This is a genomic window from Maribacter sp. 4U21 (genome assembly GCF_002742365.1).
Taxonomy (GTDB): Bacteria; Bacteroidota; Bacteroidia; order Flavobacteriales; family Flavobacteriaceae; genus Maribacter.
In genome coordinates, this window is record NZ_MDGN01000017.1 from 1 (window position 1) to 16,288 (window position 16,288).

Genomic DNA, 16,288 nt, shown 5'->3' on the forward strand with positions numbered 1-16,288 from the left:
CCTGCATTGCTTGCACTCATAGCTCCAACGGCTCTTAATCCAGAAATGTTCGGTATGCCCGCACCTATGGCAGGCAACCCCGATTCTGTCCCGCTCCCCCTTAAAGTGCAGGCGACAGGCTTCTTCGCTACCGAAATTGGCGGTAAAAGTGAATAGGTTCATATAGCGTCTCGCTTAAGTTCGGGCAAATATATCAAATTATGAGTGATTACGGATATTCAATTAATTCTTAAACTAGTACAATTTTTGCCCTAGTTTATAGTTGATTCTTTTGAAACTATTCAAGTGCCTCTTTTTGATTTATTTAGACCTATTCTTACGGTAAAACAAATTCATTAAGTCAACATTGAACTACATAAAAAACCTACATAATTTTAATCTAAAATTGGTAATGGTAAGGGATACATTTATCATATGTTCAACAATTTCTATTAATATTTTTAAAAAGTTCAGCGATTGAAATGCACAAATAGTATTGAATTAGGTGATTTCAAGTGTAGATTTCTTATTAATTCAATGTTACTTTTGATAATTTACTTTACTCTATCGGTCAAAATAGGGTCAACTATGAACTTGTAAATCGAATATAATTAAACTTAACGGGAAGATTTCTATAATGATTTGAAAGACAAAGAAGGAATGATTTTTATGAAGAATATTTTTAGTCAAAGATTTAAAAAACTTTTTTATACCGATTTTGGCCTTAACTAAATTTGCAACAGCTTTAACAAAAGGGGTTAAATACTTTCAAATATTGAGGGTTTAAGCGGTAGCCAACATAAATATCATAATGAATTCATTGACAATATTTTGCTTATATGGTAATTAAACGATTAGAAAGGGCAATTATAATTCAAGTGAAGTGTAGGCACTCCTACAATTGGAGCTGAAATAGTAGCGAACTATACAAAATTGATGTTAAATACCTTTCTGCTACAGTATAATTCCAGTTCATGATATTATTATAAAGTTGCCATGGCTAACTGGTTCAAAAAAATGAAGTTGAAATATAACATTAAGTGCAATGTGGAATTTTCAAAGGACACCAAAAAATATTTGGAAATACATTATAAAATAAATGCGGAGCAGCATTGTTTTGCGGCAGACAAATTGTTTTTAATACCAAAATCGAGACCCGACCTTAAAGCGTGATTCTACCATATATGGATTATTTCTTAAACCTGGCGACAAAAAAAATTAGCTAATTGAAAAACGATTTTACAAATAAAACATTGGATTTGTACGGTTCAAAATGGTATTTTTTTAGGTTAGTGGATATATAATCCATAATGTCTTAACAAGAAGTTTGTTCTAATTAATAGCAAAGAATATTGAAATTATAGAATTTTCTGAAAGATTTAGATAGAATCAATTAAATATTGACAAGCCTGAAACAGAATCTATTATAGATTATATTTAAATTGAGTGTTTTAGCTCTGATTAAAATTTTGAAATTGTTTTGTAAATGTTAAAAAATAAAAATGTTTTTATTGTCATAGTGGCCCTGTTCGGAATATTCACATCGCAATGCCAAAATACTTTCAGTGCAACGGAAACAGCCATCATCCCAAAAACCTTTGATCAACTCTGGCAACATTACGATCCGCGTTCTGAATCGCTAGACATCGATATTATCAAGGAATGGGAGCAAGAAGGCGTCATTATGCGAGTTGTTCGCTTTAAAATTGGTGTATTTAGAGAAAAAAAAGCAATGTTGGCGGCCATTTATGGATTTCCAAAGAACCACAAAAACCTTCCAGCATTAGTACAAGTACATGGAGGTGGGCAATATGCAGATTATAATGCAGTACTGACTAATGCGAAACGGGGCTATGCTTCCGTTTCAATCTCATGGGCAGGAAGAATTAACGCCCCAGACTATAAAGTAAATCCTGCGGAGGTACAGCTCTTTTTTGACAATAAGACTTCTGACCCCGATTATAAAATAACTACGGACTGGGGAGGAGTGGATGGCTATCATGCTCCATATAGAAATCCTAAAAGTGATATCACGGCTACGGATGCCAATGATTGGACTTTAGATTCTGTTGAATCTCCTAGAAACAATAGATGGTTTTTGTGGACGTTAGCAGCAAGACGGGCTATTACTTTTTTGGAACAACAACCTGAGGTGAATCCTGATTTAATTGGGATATATGGTCATTCCATGGGAGGAAAAATTACAGTGCTTACTGCTGGGACAGACGAAAGGATAAAAGCTGCAGCTCCCTCTTGCGGTGGCATAAGCGATTTAATAACAAAAAACGATTTGTTCAATAAAACGTTAACCGATAATCTGTACTTGGAAAATATTACATGCCCTATTATTTTTTTGAGTCCGTCCAATGATTTTCACGGACATATCTCCGATCTCACAAATGCGACTAAGCTGATTGAAACAACAGAGTGGCGGCAGACATCCTCGGCCCATCATAATCATCAAGATACACCAGAATTTGAAGGTGCAAGCCTACTATGGTTCGACCAACATTTAAAAAAAGATTTCAAATGGCCCATGACACCAATTTCCAGTATCGAAGTATCTGCAAAAGACTTTAATCCGGTTTTCACGGTCGTTCCCGATACCACCTTACCCATATCAGCAGTGGACGTCTTTTATCTGCAACCGAAAACTAATGTGGATAGTATAAGCAGAACTGAAAGAATAAATCGGTTTTGGCATCACGCTAAAGCTGAAAAGAAAGGCTCTGAATGGAAAGCTTCTATAATTCTGGAAAGTACAGAACTTCCACTATGGGTCTACGCCAACATTTTGTACGACCTACCGAATAAAGTTTCCGCAGCCGGCTACTACTACCGAACGTTCACAACAGATAAAATAAATGTTTCCAGCGAGATGACCGTTACAGCACCGGATGCTTTAAAAATATTTGAGACAAAGAAAAAACTAGAATCTTCAACTGTCATTGATAGTTTTGGAGATGACTGGCAAAAAGACTGGTTTACTTATTTTCCAGAAAATTGGGCCCTCCGAACCCACAAAATTTACAGCGAGCTTTGGAAAGCACCAACCAAAAAGGCAGCCTTAGCACTAACAGTGCGTTCCGATTCGACCAATAAATTTGTAATTCGCATAGATGACTATGCCACAGAAGTAAGTCTAAAGGGAGGAGGAGAATGGCAAACCATTTATTTGAAGCTTAAAAACTTTAAAAACCTACATAACGAGAAACTTGAAGATTGGACCACAATCAATGAGCTAGAGCTAAGCCCTAAAGTAACACTGAAACCTGGTAGAAATCAACCTGGAAAACCTAAGGACTTCGGAGCTGATTGGAAAGGGGAGCAACCGGAATACAAAATACTGCGATGGGTTTTACTGCCAAAAAAATAATTAACTAAAACTGACACTTTTGAAATAATCATATGAAACTATTTAAGTATCCATTACCGGTCAAAAATCAATTCATCTTACTATCGATTTCCATTATTTTAATTTCCTGTAAGGAGGATAAAGTCACTATCGAAGAATCAAAAACTAAACCCAATGTGATTATTGTAATCACGGATGATCAAGGATACGGCGACTTGGGACATACCGGCAATACGGTAATAAAAACACCGGCCATAGACTTGTTTTCGAGACAGTCCGTGAACCTAACTAATTATCATGTTGGAACTACCTGTGCTCCAACGAGAGCTGGCTTGCTAACAGGGCGAAACTGTAACAGGAACGGTGTTTGGCATACAATAATGGGTGCGTCCATGCTTAATGATGGAGAAACCACTTTGGCGGATGTTTTTAGTGAAAACGGCTACAAAACGGGCATGTACGGAAAATGGCATCTTGGTGATAACCATCCATTTTTGCCACATGATAGGGGATTTCAGGAAACCTTTTACCACGGCGGCGGCGGCGTAGGTCAAACACCGGATTATTGGAACAATGATTATTTTGACGATAGTTATTTTAGAAACGGAAACCCTGAACAGAAAGAAGGCTATTGTACAGATATATGGTTTGACGAGGCTTTGAAATTCATAGAAGATAAAAAAGATCAGCCATTCTTTTGTTATTTAAGTTTGAACGCCCCGCACGGACCTTACAACGTCCCTGAGAAATACTACAATCAATATAAGGATGAAGAAAACCTGACCGATATTCAAAAACGATTTTATGGAATGATTACCAATGTCGACGATAATTTTGCTGTCCTACTTGAAAAATTGGAAACCTTGGGTATCGAGGAGAACACCATCGTAATTTTCACTACAGATAATGGGACCGCTCAGGGCTACCAAGTTAATAAGGAGACTGGAGATGCCAAAGGCTACAATGCGAGTATGCGCGGCACAAAAGGAAGTGAATATGATGGAGGGCACAGAGTTCCCATGATTATAAGGTGGCCAAAAGGAGGACTTTTTGGAGGTAAAAAGCTATCAGGTTTGACTGCTCACGTGGATATGTTGCCAACGCTTACCGCACTTACTGGTCAAGAATTCACGGCGTCTAAAACAATGGATGGTATCGATATTAGTAGTTATTTATTGGGAGAAAACGATTTGCCAAATAGGAAATTAGTAACGGATACACAGCGTGTATCTTGGCCTGAAAAAGGGAAAAATAGTTGTGTTATGGATGGGTATTGGCGCCTTGTTAATGGAAGGGAGCTGTATTATATTGAAGACGATCCAGGGCAAACAAAAAATATAGCGCCAAATAACACCGAGCGTGTTAATAAGATGAACGCATTTTATAATGCTTGGTGGGAAGATGTAATCAAAGAGACAAAATATTCCGTAATAAAACTAGGGACCACGGAGAAAATCGACGTCATCACGTGCCATGATGCTCGTACTACTGACTATTATCCTCCATGGAACCAAGCGATGATACGACGAGGTGGACCAATGAAACCAGCACCTTTTTCTGTAGAATTTACAAAAGCGGGTATGTATAGATTTCATTTACGGCGATGGCCCTCGGAAAGCGGAATTGCACTTGGTGCCGAGATAAATGATGCAGTGCCTTCGACCCCCTTTATGAACGGTAGGCAGGACGGACAAGCTATGAAGTTCGCCAACGCATATTTGAAAATAGCTGATCAACGAAAAGAAGTGGAAGTTGATAATACAAAAGAAGCGGCCGTAATAGAGATGCAGGTTGAGGAAGGAGAAACAGAATTATTGGCATATTTTGATATGATGGACGGTGAACGAAGTAATGCCTTTTATATAGAGGTAGAAAAAATAGATTAATCCTCAAAACATCAACAGGTGAAACTTCATCTACTAAATAGAACCAGCATATCCAATAGGTCGTTTCTTGTTTCACGTAACGTTTATCCGAATTTTTTAAGAATTTGGCATTATCATCCAGAAATAGAGTTGGTTGCTATTTTAAAAAGTACCGGGACTAGATTCATAGGGGATAATATCGAAAAATTTCAGGAGGGTGAGGTCGTACTGATAGGTGAGAATCTTCCGCATATGTGGTTGAACGACGAAGCATATTTTCAAAATGATGCCAATTTAAAAGCAGAAGCCGTTTCAGTGCACTTTAAAAAAGAATTTTTAGGGCCGGACTTTTTTAAACTTCCAGAAATGCAAAGTGTTGCCAGTTTATTGGAAAAAGCAGAATTAGGTATCCGCTTCCAAAATTTTGAGAATAATCTCATTCAAAAAATAATAGATTTAACTAACTATAAATCTGCAGTTAAAATATATAAAATTATAGAAATATTGCACGATTTGGCCACTCAAGAGCAATATCAGATACTTTCAAGTCATAGTTTTATAAATTCTTTTCAACAGACCGAAAATAGACGACTTAATAAGATATACGAATTTGTGTTCGAAAATTTCAACGGTCCAATAAGTTCTGGTGATGTAGCGGATATAGCAGGTATGAATAAATCTGCCTTTAGTAGATTTTTTAAAAAAACGCATAGAAAATCATTTACAACCTATCTAAACGAGATAAGAGTAGGTTATGCGTGTAAACTGTTAATAGAAAACAAGGAAAGTATAACCGCTATAGCATACTTGTCTGGCTTTAACAACATTTCAAATTTTAATAGACAGTTTAGAAATATACATGGCACATCTCCTTCTTCCTATTTGAAATTTCATAAACTGGAGGGTTAGCGTATTAAACTATTAGCTGTTGATAGCATTTTTGTAGGTTTAAAAAAGCTTATGGCCGGTCTAACCCTAGCCTAACAAATCATAAAATTTTTCTTGTAGGACATAAAGTATATGAATTATCAAATTATTTTCATGGATTTTCAGATTCAGATGAGTTGGCGATGTCAGAACCACAATCAGGTTTAGGATTAGTAATTAAAATGTTGCTTTTTGATCTACTCATATCAAGAATCTAATACTATTGTAAAATACAAAACTGTATTTTTCTATGATTAAGATATGGAGAATAATTACCTCTAAGGTTTTATTTTAAAAAAACTTAAGTATCAAATTATTTTTTTGAATTGATACTGTAGCCTATCCTAAAAAATTAAAATGCAAGTATTCAGCAAACGATTGGGTGATTTGAGAAAGACTGCATAAATTTCTCCTATTAATTTTGGAAGAAAAGGCTCTTATAATTTTTTGATACTGAAATTTGAATTAAAAGAATTAGACTTTGGAACAGAAGAACCGGGTTACAGAGAAGTTCATTCTGACCTGTCAGTTCGTTTTATAGATAGTCTCGAACTAATTTCTTTCATAGCGTTTATTACCAGGAAATTTGCCTTATATATGTTGAAACTTTATAAATCACCTCGGAAATAAGGACAAATTCTAGGGAATCATATTTCCGATGTAATCTATGTTCATGAGGTCGTTATCTCTGAAGAAAACAGGTCAGTAAATTAAAATAAATATAATTCTACATTTTCTATAATCCGAACAATTATTATCAATGCTTTAATTTGAAACCTTAACTATGAAATATTTATTTTATTTCATTTTCGTCGTTAGTCTACTTTCGTATCGCCCGAGTAGTAACAATAATGATTTATCCAAATCCGATGAAAAGGAAAAACCGAATTTTCTTTGGATTAGAAGTGAGGATAATGGTATCTACATTGGGCCTTATGGTGATACGATTGCCCAAACTCCTAATTTGGACAAACTGGCAGCACAGGGATTTATTTACACGAACGCTTTTGCCAATGCACCGGTCTGCGCAGTGAACAGGAGTTCCATCATTTTGGGGGTTCCTGCAATTACTACCGGTACCCAGCACATGCGAAGCCGGTTTCGGGTCCCAGACTCCCTGGTTCCCTATCCAACTCTATTAAGGAAAGCGGGCTATTACCTTACAAGTTTTGGTCGGACCGATTATAATAATTCAACTTTTGGCAGCGAAATTTTTGATGAGTACGGGAAAGAGGCACATTACAGAAATCGGCCGGCGGGAAGTCCCTTCTTCCATGTATTTAATATACTGGCTACCCACGAAGGACAAATATTCGAAAGACATTACCCAGGAAAATATCCTGAAGCACAAACACCGGCAGATAAGATTACCGTACCTCCCTATCAAGTCAATACACCTGAAAATATTAGGGACTGGCAGCGTGTATATGATAGGGTCGCGGATATGGATAAACAGGTTGGAGAATATCTTGCCGATCTTGAGGCTTCTGGCGAAGCCGAAAATACCATTGTCATTTATTCCTCAGATCACGCGGGCATCACGCTTCGCTCTAAGCGCTACCTTTACGACAGCGGTACACGGGTACCCCTAATTATCTCGATTCCTGAGAAATGGAAGCACCTTGTACAAGGTAATCCGGGTTCTGCTATCGAACGACTAGTTCAGATGTCGGACATACCACCAACGCTACTTTCACTCGCCGGTGCTGAAATTCCGGAACGTATGACGGGACATATTTTTATGGGCCCGTCACTTGATTCCGCCCCAGAAACAGTATTACTTTTCTCCGATCGTTTTGTATCTGCACCAGAAATGAGACGGGGAATAACCGATGGGCGCTGGAAATATATCCGTAACTACGAGCCTGATCGTCCAAGGTTTCAAATGATTACATATCCGCTGTACCATCCTGGACAACTCTCACAGGTCCGGGAGTACCAAGCCAGAAGAACCAATCCTGCCCAGTCCGCATTTTTCCTTCCCCAACCTCCCGAAGAACTTTACGACACTCAAAACGATCCCTACGAAATTGAAAACCTGGCCGCTCTCCCAGATTACGTAGATAAACTTGCGGCAATGAGTCAGGTTTTGGACAAGCAACTATTGCAAGCTCGCGATTCAGGTTTTATTCCGGAACCAATGATGGAAGTTATTGATCAAAATAAAGTTTCTACTATTTTCAATTTCTGCCAATCCACTGAAAAATACGATCTATATGGGATTTTCGAAGTTGCGAACATCGCACAGAAGAAGAATCCAGAAATGATTCCACAGCTGGTTGCCAACCTGAAGCATAATGATGCCATAATTAGATACTGGGCCATTCTAGGGCTGCGCATATTACGGGAAGACGCCAAACCGGCTTTAAAAGAAGTTGAAGCAGTACTAGAAGATACTGAAATCAGTGTCCGCATCAATGCGATGATTACCCTTGGGAATATAGGCCAACGCAAGAGGGCACTATCATTGCTGATCAAAGAGGCTAAAGCAGCAACCTCGGACATTCGGGCAAATTGGGCGCTCCATGGCATTAAATACCTCGATGCTCCAGAGACTATCGTTGGTTTTAAGGAGGAGGAGCTTGTTAGAGGTTCGGACTCGCAAAGGACTTTTTTAGACCTTGCAAATGGGGGTACCATGTTTAGACCAGCTGTTTATAAAGAGATTCAATATTAATACAGAAACCACCATGAATTGGAGTTCCTTTTTCATCCTTATTTTTTTGTCTTTTTCTATAAATGAAAATAGTCATTCAAAGCAATATGATAGTAGTCACAAGGTCAAAAGCACGATTGACAAAGAAGTAATCAAGGATATAAGAATGGAAAATACTCAAATCAATCTTGGTGAATTTTCTGATACCTTAATCGCTTATTATGGTAAAACGCCGAATCTGGATGGTTATATTCTAGATGGAGAATACGGGGATGCTGAAAAATATAAAGGAGTAAAAGGTTGGAAAAGTGATTCGCCTCCAGCTTCTGAAAATAGCGAAGACCTTTCCGTTGTTTTCTGGATTAAGCATGACGGCAGTAGCCTATATTTTGCATTTGATGTCACGGACGATTTGATTTATGGTTTTGATACCGAACGCTGGTTACCTTCGACTAACCCGCATGCCAATGCATTGAATATTCAAAAAGGTTGGCCATTTTGGGGAGACGGAATTGAACTAATGATGAACTCTACCTATAAATGGGACGATAATAGTAGGCCAGTTGGGGATGGCAGAAGCTGGCAATTTTGTGTTAGTACCAACAAATCAATTCTCGGTGGATTGGGTACTGGAGGACTTTCGTCTGGTCTACCCCTTACGGCTGATGTTTGGGCCCGATACGAGAATTGGATAAAAAACGGTGACATGGAAGCTTCTGTCCGTTTAAAAGACGAGGATGAGGGGCAAGGATATGTTATTGAGTGGCGGATTAATCCTAATCCCTGTATGGCACTTGATGGTACAACGTTCGTCGATTTATCGAAAGAGACCAAAGTTGGTTTCAATGTTGAGCTACAGGATTTAGACGAAAAGGAAAAAGGCGAGGGTAATTTCGCGAACATACACCATATCGATTATTGGTCAACGGTTCCTCCGAGTAGAAAAACCGATTTAAAATCATTTGGTACGCTTATTATAAAACCAGAAACTATGAAGTCGTCAAGAAGTCAACATCGAGAATAAGTACATTTTAACAACGATGTAGCTGGTAGGATGATTTCTTAGAAAGACTAAAAATTTGATTCCGCTTATTTATATGAACAAAAAAATATATGCCATTCACCTATTTTGGGGATCGCTAATAGTAGGTATTCTTATTGGATGCGGGCAAAAAACCGATCTTCCATCGGGTGATTTAGATAATGGTGGTCTATATCTACCTGGTAGATTTGAGGCTATCGTTGTAGTAGACAGCATTGGAAAAGCGAGACATATGGCCGTACATGAAAACGGTGATATCTATGTAAAACTTACGAATGCGAAGCAAGATTCCGGAAATGTAGCCATTAGAGATGGTAATAATGATGGCAAGGCCGATCGTGTCGCCTATTTTGGAAAATACAAGGTGGAAAGCGGTTACGGTCCTACAGGCATGAGAATATACAAAGGGTATATTTATTTTGGAACGAAAAATGCTGTTTACAGACAAAAATTGAGTGTGGATAAATTAATTCCCGAGGGTACACTAGAACTTGTTCTAACGGATGATACCTCCACTGAACACATTGGTAAATCGATTGCTTTTGACGACAATGGTTCTATGTACATTAATTATGGCTCCATAACCAATAATTGTCAAATAGATAATAGGACACCGGGCAGTCCAGGGCAATATCCATGTGCTGAACTATCCGAACATGCAGGTATTTGGAAATTCAACGCTGATCAGCTTAACCAAACTCAGAAAGACGGGGTTAGGTATGCAAGCGGACTCAGGGATGGGATAGCAATGGACTGGAATCATGCAACTAATACATTGTTCGCTGTGCAACATGGCAGAGACGAGCTTCATCAACATTGGCCATCAATTTATTCAGAATGGGAAAATGCGATGCTACCCTCTGAAGAATTTTTTGAGGTAACGGAGGGAATGAACGGCGGGTGGCCCTATTATTACTATGACCAAATGCAGGAAAAAAAAGTGGTAGCTCCGGAATACCGTAACATGGATTTGACGGGACTGGATAAGCCTGAAAATCCGATTATTGGATTTCCTGGGCATTGGGCACCGAACGATCTATTTTTTTATACCGGGAATCAGTTCCCCGACCATTACAAAAACGGTGCTTTTATTGCTTTTCACGGATCAGGCAGGCGAGCCCCTTACCCACAATCTGGCTTCATCGTTGCTTTTGTACCGTTTAAAGATGGCGTCCCATCCGGAGACTGGGAAATTTTTGCCGATGGATTTGCCGGCAAAGAAACTTTGGTGAGTATAAGCGACGCGACACATCGCCCGATGGGATTAGCGATGGGTCCAGATGGCTCACTATATGTTGTAGAGAGTATCAACGGAAAAATTTGGCGGATTATGTACAAGGGAGATAAAGAAGATTTTGGTACGGACCAGTTGGTAGAAATGGAAAAAAGAAAAACACTTACCCACATTAAAACCCCAGACGAAATACTGGACAATCTTACGTTGAACATGGCGGCAGGAGGTCAAAAAATTTATAACACTTATTGCATCTCATGCCATCAGGCAGATGGGAAGGGAGATGGAAACCGTTATCCCCCATTAGTAGCCTCGAACTGGGTAAATGGAGACAAGAAACGATTGATAAAAGTAATATTGGAAGGACTTGAGGGGCCTATTTCAGTTAATGGGAAAACTTATAACGAGGTAATGCCCAAAATGGATTTTTTAAGTGACAAAGATATTGCCGAGGTGCTAACCTACATACGATTTAATTTTAACGAAGAGGCTAGGGCAGTTCAGGAAAAAGAGGTTGCCCGTATGAGAAACGGGAAAAAAGAACGGCTAAACCATAAGCAAGAAGTGAAATAAATCTAGGAGTTCCAAATGGGTAATTGAATTATGTTCAAACTTTTAAACAGCTAAGCCATTATGCTTTAACATCCTATTAAGGTGGATATTCCCAAACTAAATACAAAAAGGGGTCAAATAAAACTAAATGAAAACACTAAGTAGCGAATCAATTACAACGGATACTAAGGACAGAAAACTTTTATTTTGTGCAGGTTGTTTTGCAGTAATTACGAATGCATTCTCCTTTAGTATACGTGCAGGTATCCTACCACAACTAGGAAAGGAATTAACGCTATCGGGAGAACAGTTAGGATACATCAATGCGATGTGGTTTCTAGGTTTTCCTATTTCTATGATTATTGGCGGATTGATCTACAACATCATTGGCGGAAAAATAATCATGCAGTTTGCTTTTTTAGCACATGCAATAGGTATTATAATGACCATATATTCTGTAAGTTATGTTGGGTTACTTATTTCCACCCTGTTAATCGGCTTTGGGAATGGTTGTACAGAAGCTGCTATTAATCCATTTGTTGCAGATGCGTACAAAGGAAATACGATAATTAAGATGATGAATCGTTTACATATGTGGTTTCCTGGGGGAATTGTAATCGGATCTTTAATTTCTAAATTTATGACTGATGCCGGGCTGGGTTGGGAATCCCAAATCTGGGTGATTATGATTCCTACCCTGATTTATGGTTATTTATTCTTCGGAAGGGTCTGGCCCAAGGTAAAAACCAAAGAGGCGGCGTCATTATCGGGTAATTTCAAGGCCATGGTAAGCCCATTATTTATTTTTATGATGGTGATTATGACCCTTACGGCAATATCAGAATTTGGACCACAACAATGGGTTGGGTTGATATTGGCAAAAAGCGGGGCAGAACCTATGTTGATTTTAGCTTTGGTAACCGGTTTAATGGCAGTCGCTAGATACTTTGGAGGAGATGTTGTGAAAAAATTCGATCAACCCCGTGTCTTTATCGGCTCTGCCGTGCTAACACTTATCGGAATATTTTTATTCAGTACTCAAACTGGAAGCATGGCCTATATTGCAGCGATCATCTATGCTTTGGGAATTGCATATTTCTGGCCAAATATGCTCGGTTTTATTGCTGATAAAATCCCTAAAAGTGGAGCGATAGGTATGTCGATTATCGGTGCCGTTGGGATGTTCTCTGGTTCCATCTTTCAACCAATTATTGGAGCATGGATCGATACCGACAGGGAAATGGCCGCTGAAAAAGGATTTACCGGAGACGAACTGGAATTGGTTGCCGGTCAGGCTACCTTACAAACTATGACCTTATTTCCGGCCCTATTGATTGTATTGTTTGTTATCCTTTTTGTATGGATGAAGAGAAAATCAACCGTGGTAGCCAGCTGAAATCAAATTTAAAATGGCTATTCTCTGAATAAATGTAGGCGCTGAATGAGGTTTATCTTAAAAAAATTAAGGTTGGAGTCGGTATAATTTTACAAAATAAAAATCATCATCATTAATGTGCAATTTCAACATGATGCCAATAATACGAGAAAGCAGAAGCCAAAATTTTCGGCATAACGGCTATAGTTTTCAAACTTACCTTTTATACTTTTGCTGTCATGCGTATCGTCTAGGTTGCTCCTTTAACCTGTCTGTTGTTCTATTCTTGGCTTGCGCAATTCAGGGGAGTTCCCAAACTCAAAGTCCACAAGCATCAGCACCATGGCCTACTGCTAATTGGCTGGAAAGTAAACCGGAAGTTGTGGAAATGGATAGTACTGTGTTGAACGCAGCGGAACAAATCTATCCAAGTCTTTTTCCTAGCGGTTACAGCCTACTCGTCATTCGCAACGGCCACCTTGTGAGCGAATCTTATTTTAACGGTCAAACGGCCGAGACTGCCAATCATATATATTCGGTCACTAAAACGTTTGTCGCAACACTCTTAGGTGTCGCCGAGCAAAAGGGATGGATCGATAGTGTAGGGCAAGGTGTTAGTGATTTGTTGCCAGAATACTCGATTCACCCGAAGCTTGCAGCGTTAACGTTGAAAGATATCCTTACCCACCGGTCAGGTGTACCGAATAGTAGAAGTTCTGCAGATGTTAGACTTTTTCTTCAAGCGGAACCAGAATCCGTGCCGGGCACGGTATTCGAATACAACAACCATGCTCCGAATATAGTAATGGCCATGCTGGATAGGCTCGCTAAAAAAGGTATGGCAGGGCCTGCATCCGACGTACGTTCCTTGGCACAAGACAATTTATTCGGACCATTAGGCATCAATGTCAGTGAATGGGCAAAAGGTCCCCAAGGCTTTCCACAAGGAGGCAACGGCCTTTATATGAGCAGCAGGGATCTGGCAAAATTAGGCTACCTGTTATTACGGGACGGCATTTGGGAAGATGAACGAATACTAGCGCCGGGGTGGGTAAAAGCCGCTTCTGAGCACCGAGCAGCTTTTGATCGACAAAAAGGGTATGGATACCTGAACTGGGTACGAAAACGCTCGGATATTTTAAATACCCAACAAGGAGATGTCGAGGTTCAAGGCTACTTTGCATATGGTCACCGCGGACAGTTTATTGGTATATATCCCGAGTTAGACCTTCTGGTCGTAACAACGGCCGATGCATCAGACGCTACCCGGGATACATTTTTCGTGCCCGATTTGCTGCATGACTTTGTACGTCTATTTATTTTTCAATCAATCATCAAAGACAATCGCCCGAATGGGAAGAAATAAAAACTATGCCCTCCGGTGGCTTTTGCTATCGGATATAAATACCGATTTGTAACAAAATAAACAACAATTGACAAAATCAAAGCAATACACTTTGTTGGAAACAACAGCTTGCTTGATCGTTAAACCTTAAATTGAATTTTTTATGAAGCCAAAACCAATTTTATCTAAAAAGAGCATTACGAGACGGTCTGCCCTCACCTCTATAGCCGGACTAACAGCTGGAGTAGCATTAGCTTCCCCCTCGGTCTTTTCATCAGCCGAAAAGAAGGTTCCGGAAAAGGCTAAAATATTTGCATTGATAGGTGATCACTATCATAATTCGGAATATATCCGTACGGCTCTTACGCACGACATCGTAAAAAATATGGGCATATCGACCAAAATGACGGACGATTATTCATCTCTCAACGCGGAAACATTGGAAGGATATGAGATGCTGATTGTTCATCGTGACGGTCGAATCTTCCCCAACGGTTTTGGGAAACCGGGATCTGTCCGTGAAGGAAGAAAAGCCATAGCATTTCGAGGGGGCATGAAAGACATCCCAATTATAAGCGACCCGCCCCTAGAGTCCGCAACCATCGAAATGTCGTCTTGGATGCAACCGCACCAAGGACAAGCGGTTCGTGATTTCGTACAGAACGGAGGTTCGGCACTTTTCTTTCATAATGTTACTGATGTAGGAAGTAGTAATAACGACTTTCGGGATGTGCTTGGCGCGGCATATGCCGGTCACCCGCCCATCAGAAGCTTTAAGGTCAAGGTCAAAAAGTCCGACCATCCAATTATGGAGGGAATCACGGACTTCGTAGTAACAGATGAGCAGCATTTTATGGAATACGACAAAGACCCTGAGTACGTATTGATGGAATCGGTTAACGAAGATGGTCTAAGGCATTCCTACAAGGGCACTGACATGGGCACGACCGCTCCTGCAGTTTGGGCTTACGATTATGGTAAAGGTCGGGTCTGTTACTTGGAACCGGGTCATCTACTTACAGCCCATTGGAACCCCATGTACCAGAAATTAAAGCAAAATGCCGTCCGTTGGTTATTAAGACAAGGCCAATAGAAGTCTCCCGGTACGACTATATTGTCCGCAATTAATCCTTTAAAACTAAATGAAAACTAGTATGAAAATAATACCAATTTTACCTAAAGGAACTAGGCATACCGCCCAAATTTCTATTTTTACTATTTTGGCATGCGGTCTGATGACCTTGATTTCCGCCCAGACCCAGAACACCTCCGAAGTCTATATGTCTGCCGATAGACCGCTTGCTCTGGCAGTTATTGGTGACCGTTATCACTCACCGGTCCATGTCCGAAACGGACTAATGACCCCGCTAGCACTCGAAAATATTCCTGTAGTATATCTCGAAAACGACAAGGCGCTGACCGCAGAATCCTTAAAGAGTTTCGATCTATTGATCTTCTTGAAGGATGGAAATCTCTGGCCAAACGGTTACGATGCATCTCCCGTGAAATGGATGACCGACGGACAACAGCAAGCCGTCTTTGAATTCGTAAATAATGGAGGTGGCTTCCTAGCACTACATAATTCGCACGGTTTGTACCCACCAGACGGACCTTACTACGATATTTTCGGCGGGGACTACGGCGGTCATCCGGCTCCAGAGGAATTCATGATCAGAATAGAGGACAAAGACCATCCGATTACGGCTGGTATTGAAGACTTCAGAACGTATGATGAACAACATATGAGCAAATACTATGGTGATAAAGAGAACTTACTCCTGCGGAATATCTCTGATGCCAATAAATCCGCTCCAGCCGGCTGGTGGCGTGAAATAGGTAAGGGACGATTTGTCTACCTTGCACCGGGGCATACAAAGGAAGCTTTGGGGCACCCAATGATGCAGCAATTGATTCGCAATTCCATAAAATGGCTCACTCGGAAAACCGATGAAAAGTAA

At 39.8% G+C, this 16,288-nt stretch carries 11 protein-coding genes; 10 read left to right on the top strand and 1 reads right to left on the bottom strand.

The features are described 5' to 3' along the window. Positions 1-162: transposase (locus tag BFP77_RS03050; RefSeq protein WP_143751833.1), on the bottom strand; the 162-nt coding region annotated here is incomplete at its 3' end. A gap of 1,303 nt (positions 163-1,465) precedes the next feature. On the opposite strand from BFP77_RS03050, the gene BFP77_RS03055 reads away from it, so the two are divergent. The 10 genes from BFP77_RS03055 to BFP77_RS03105 all read left to right on the top strand — a co-directional run bounded on the left by BFP77_RS03055 (position 1,466) and on the right by BFP77_RS03105 (position 16,288). Beyond that, complete coding sequence (locus BFP77_RS03055; protein ID WP_099572603.1) at positions 1,466-3,355, top strand: alpha/beta hydrolase family protein; 1,890 nt, start codon at positions 1,466-1,468, stop codon at positions 3,353-3,355. A gap of 32 nt (positions 3,356-3,387) precedes the next feature. After that, positions 3,388-5,220 (top strand): arylsulfatase, encoded by a 1,833-nt coding sequence (locus BFP77_RS03060; protein ID WP_099572604.1) that lies wholly within the window; start codon positions 3,388-3,390, stop codon positions 5,218-5,220. 18 nt (positions 5,221-5,238) lie between these two features. Continuing rightward, complete coding sequence (locus BFP77_RS03065) at positions 5,239-6,108, top strand: AraC family transcriptional regulator (RefSeq protein WP_099572605.1); 870 nt, start codon at positions 5,239-5,241, stop codon at positions 6,106-6,108. An 802-nt stretch (positions 6,109-6,910) separates the two neighbouring features. Beyond that, the gene (locus tag BFP77_RS03075; protein WP_099572607.1) at positions 6,911-8,803 is read left to right on the top strand and encodes a sulfatase-like hydrolase/transferase; all 1,893 of its coding nucleotides are present in this window, start codon (positions 6,911-6,913) and stop codon (positions 8,801-8,803) included. 145 nt (positions 8,804-8,948) lie between these two features. After that, positions 8,949-9,806: a hypothetical protein gene (locus BFP77_RS03080; RefSeq protein ID WP_143751834.1), complete on the top strand. Its 858-nt coding sequence runs from the start codon at positions 8,949-8,951 to the stop codon at positions 9,804-9,806. Between the two features lie 73 nt (positions 9,807-9,879). Next, entirely contained in the window at positions 9,880-11,631 is a 1,752-nt protein-coding gene (locus tag BFP77_RS03085; RefSeq protein ID WP_099572609.1) for a c-type cytochrome, read from the top strand. Between the two features lie 127 nt (positions 11,632-11,758). Continuing rightward, on the top strand, positions 11,759-13,006 hold the full coding sequence (locus BFP77_RS03090) for an MFS transporter (RefSeq protein WP_099572610.1): 1,248 nt from the start codon (positions 11,759-11,761) through the stop codon (positions 13,004-13,006). Between the two features lie 265 nt (positions 13,007-13,271). Further along, positions 13,272-14,351: a serine hydrolase domain-containing protein gene (locus BFP77_RS03095; RefSeq protein ID WP_180272295.1), complete on the top strand. Its 1,080-nt coding sequence runs from the start codon at positions 13,272-13,274 to the stop codon at positions 14,349-14,351. Between the two features lie 142 nt (positions 14,352-14,493). Beyond that, positions 14,494-15,423, top strand: coding sequence for a ThuA domain-containing protein (locus BFP77_RS03100; RefSeq protein WP_099572612.1), 930 nt, complete (start codon positions 14,494-14,496; stop codon positions 15,421-15,423). Between the two features lie 61 nt (positions 15,424-15,484). After that, positions 15,485-16,288 (top strand): ThuA domain-containing protein, encoded by an 804-nt coding sequence (locus BFP77_RS03105; RefSeq protein WP_180272296.1) that lies wholly within the window; start codon positions 15,485-15,487, stop codon positions 16,286-16,288.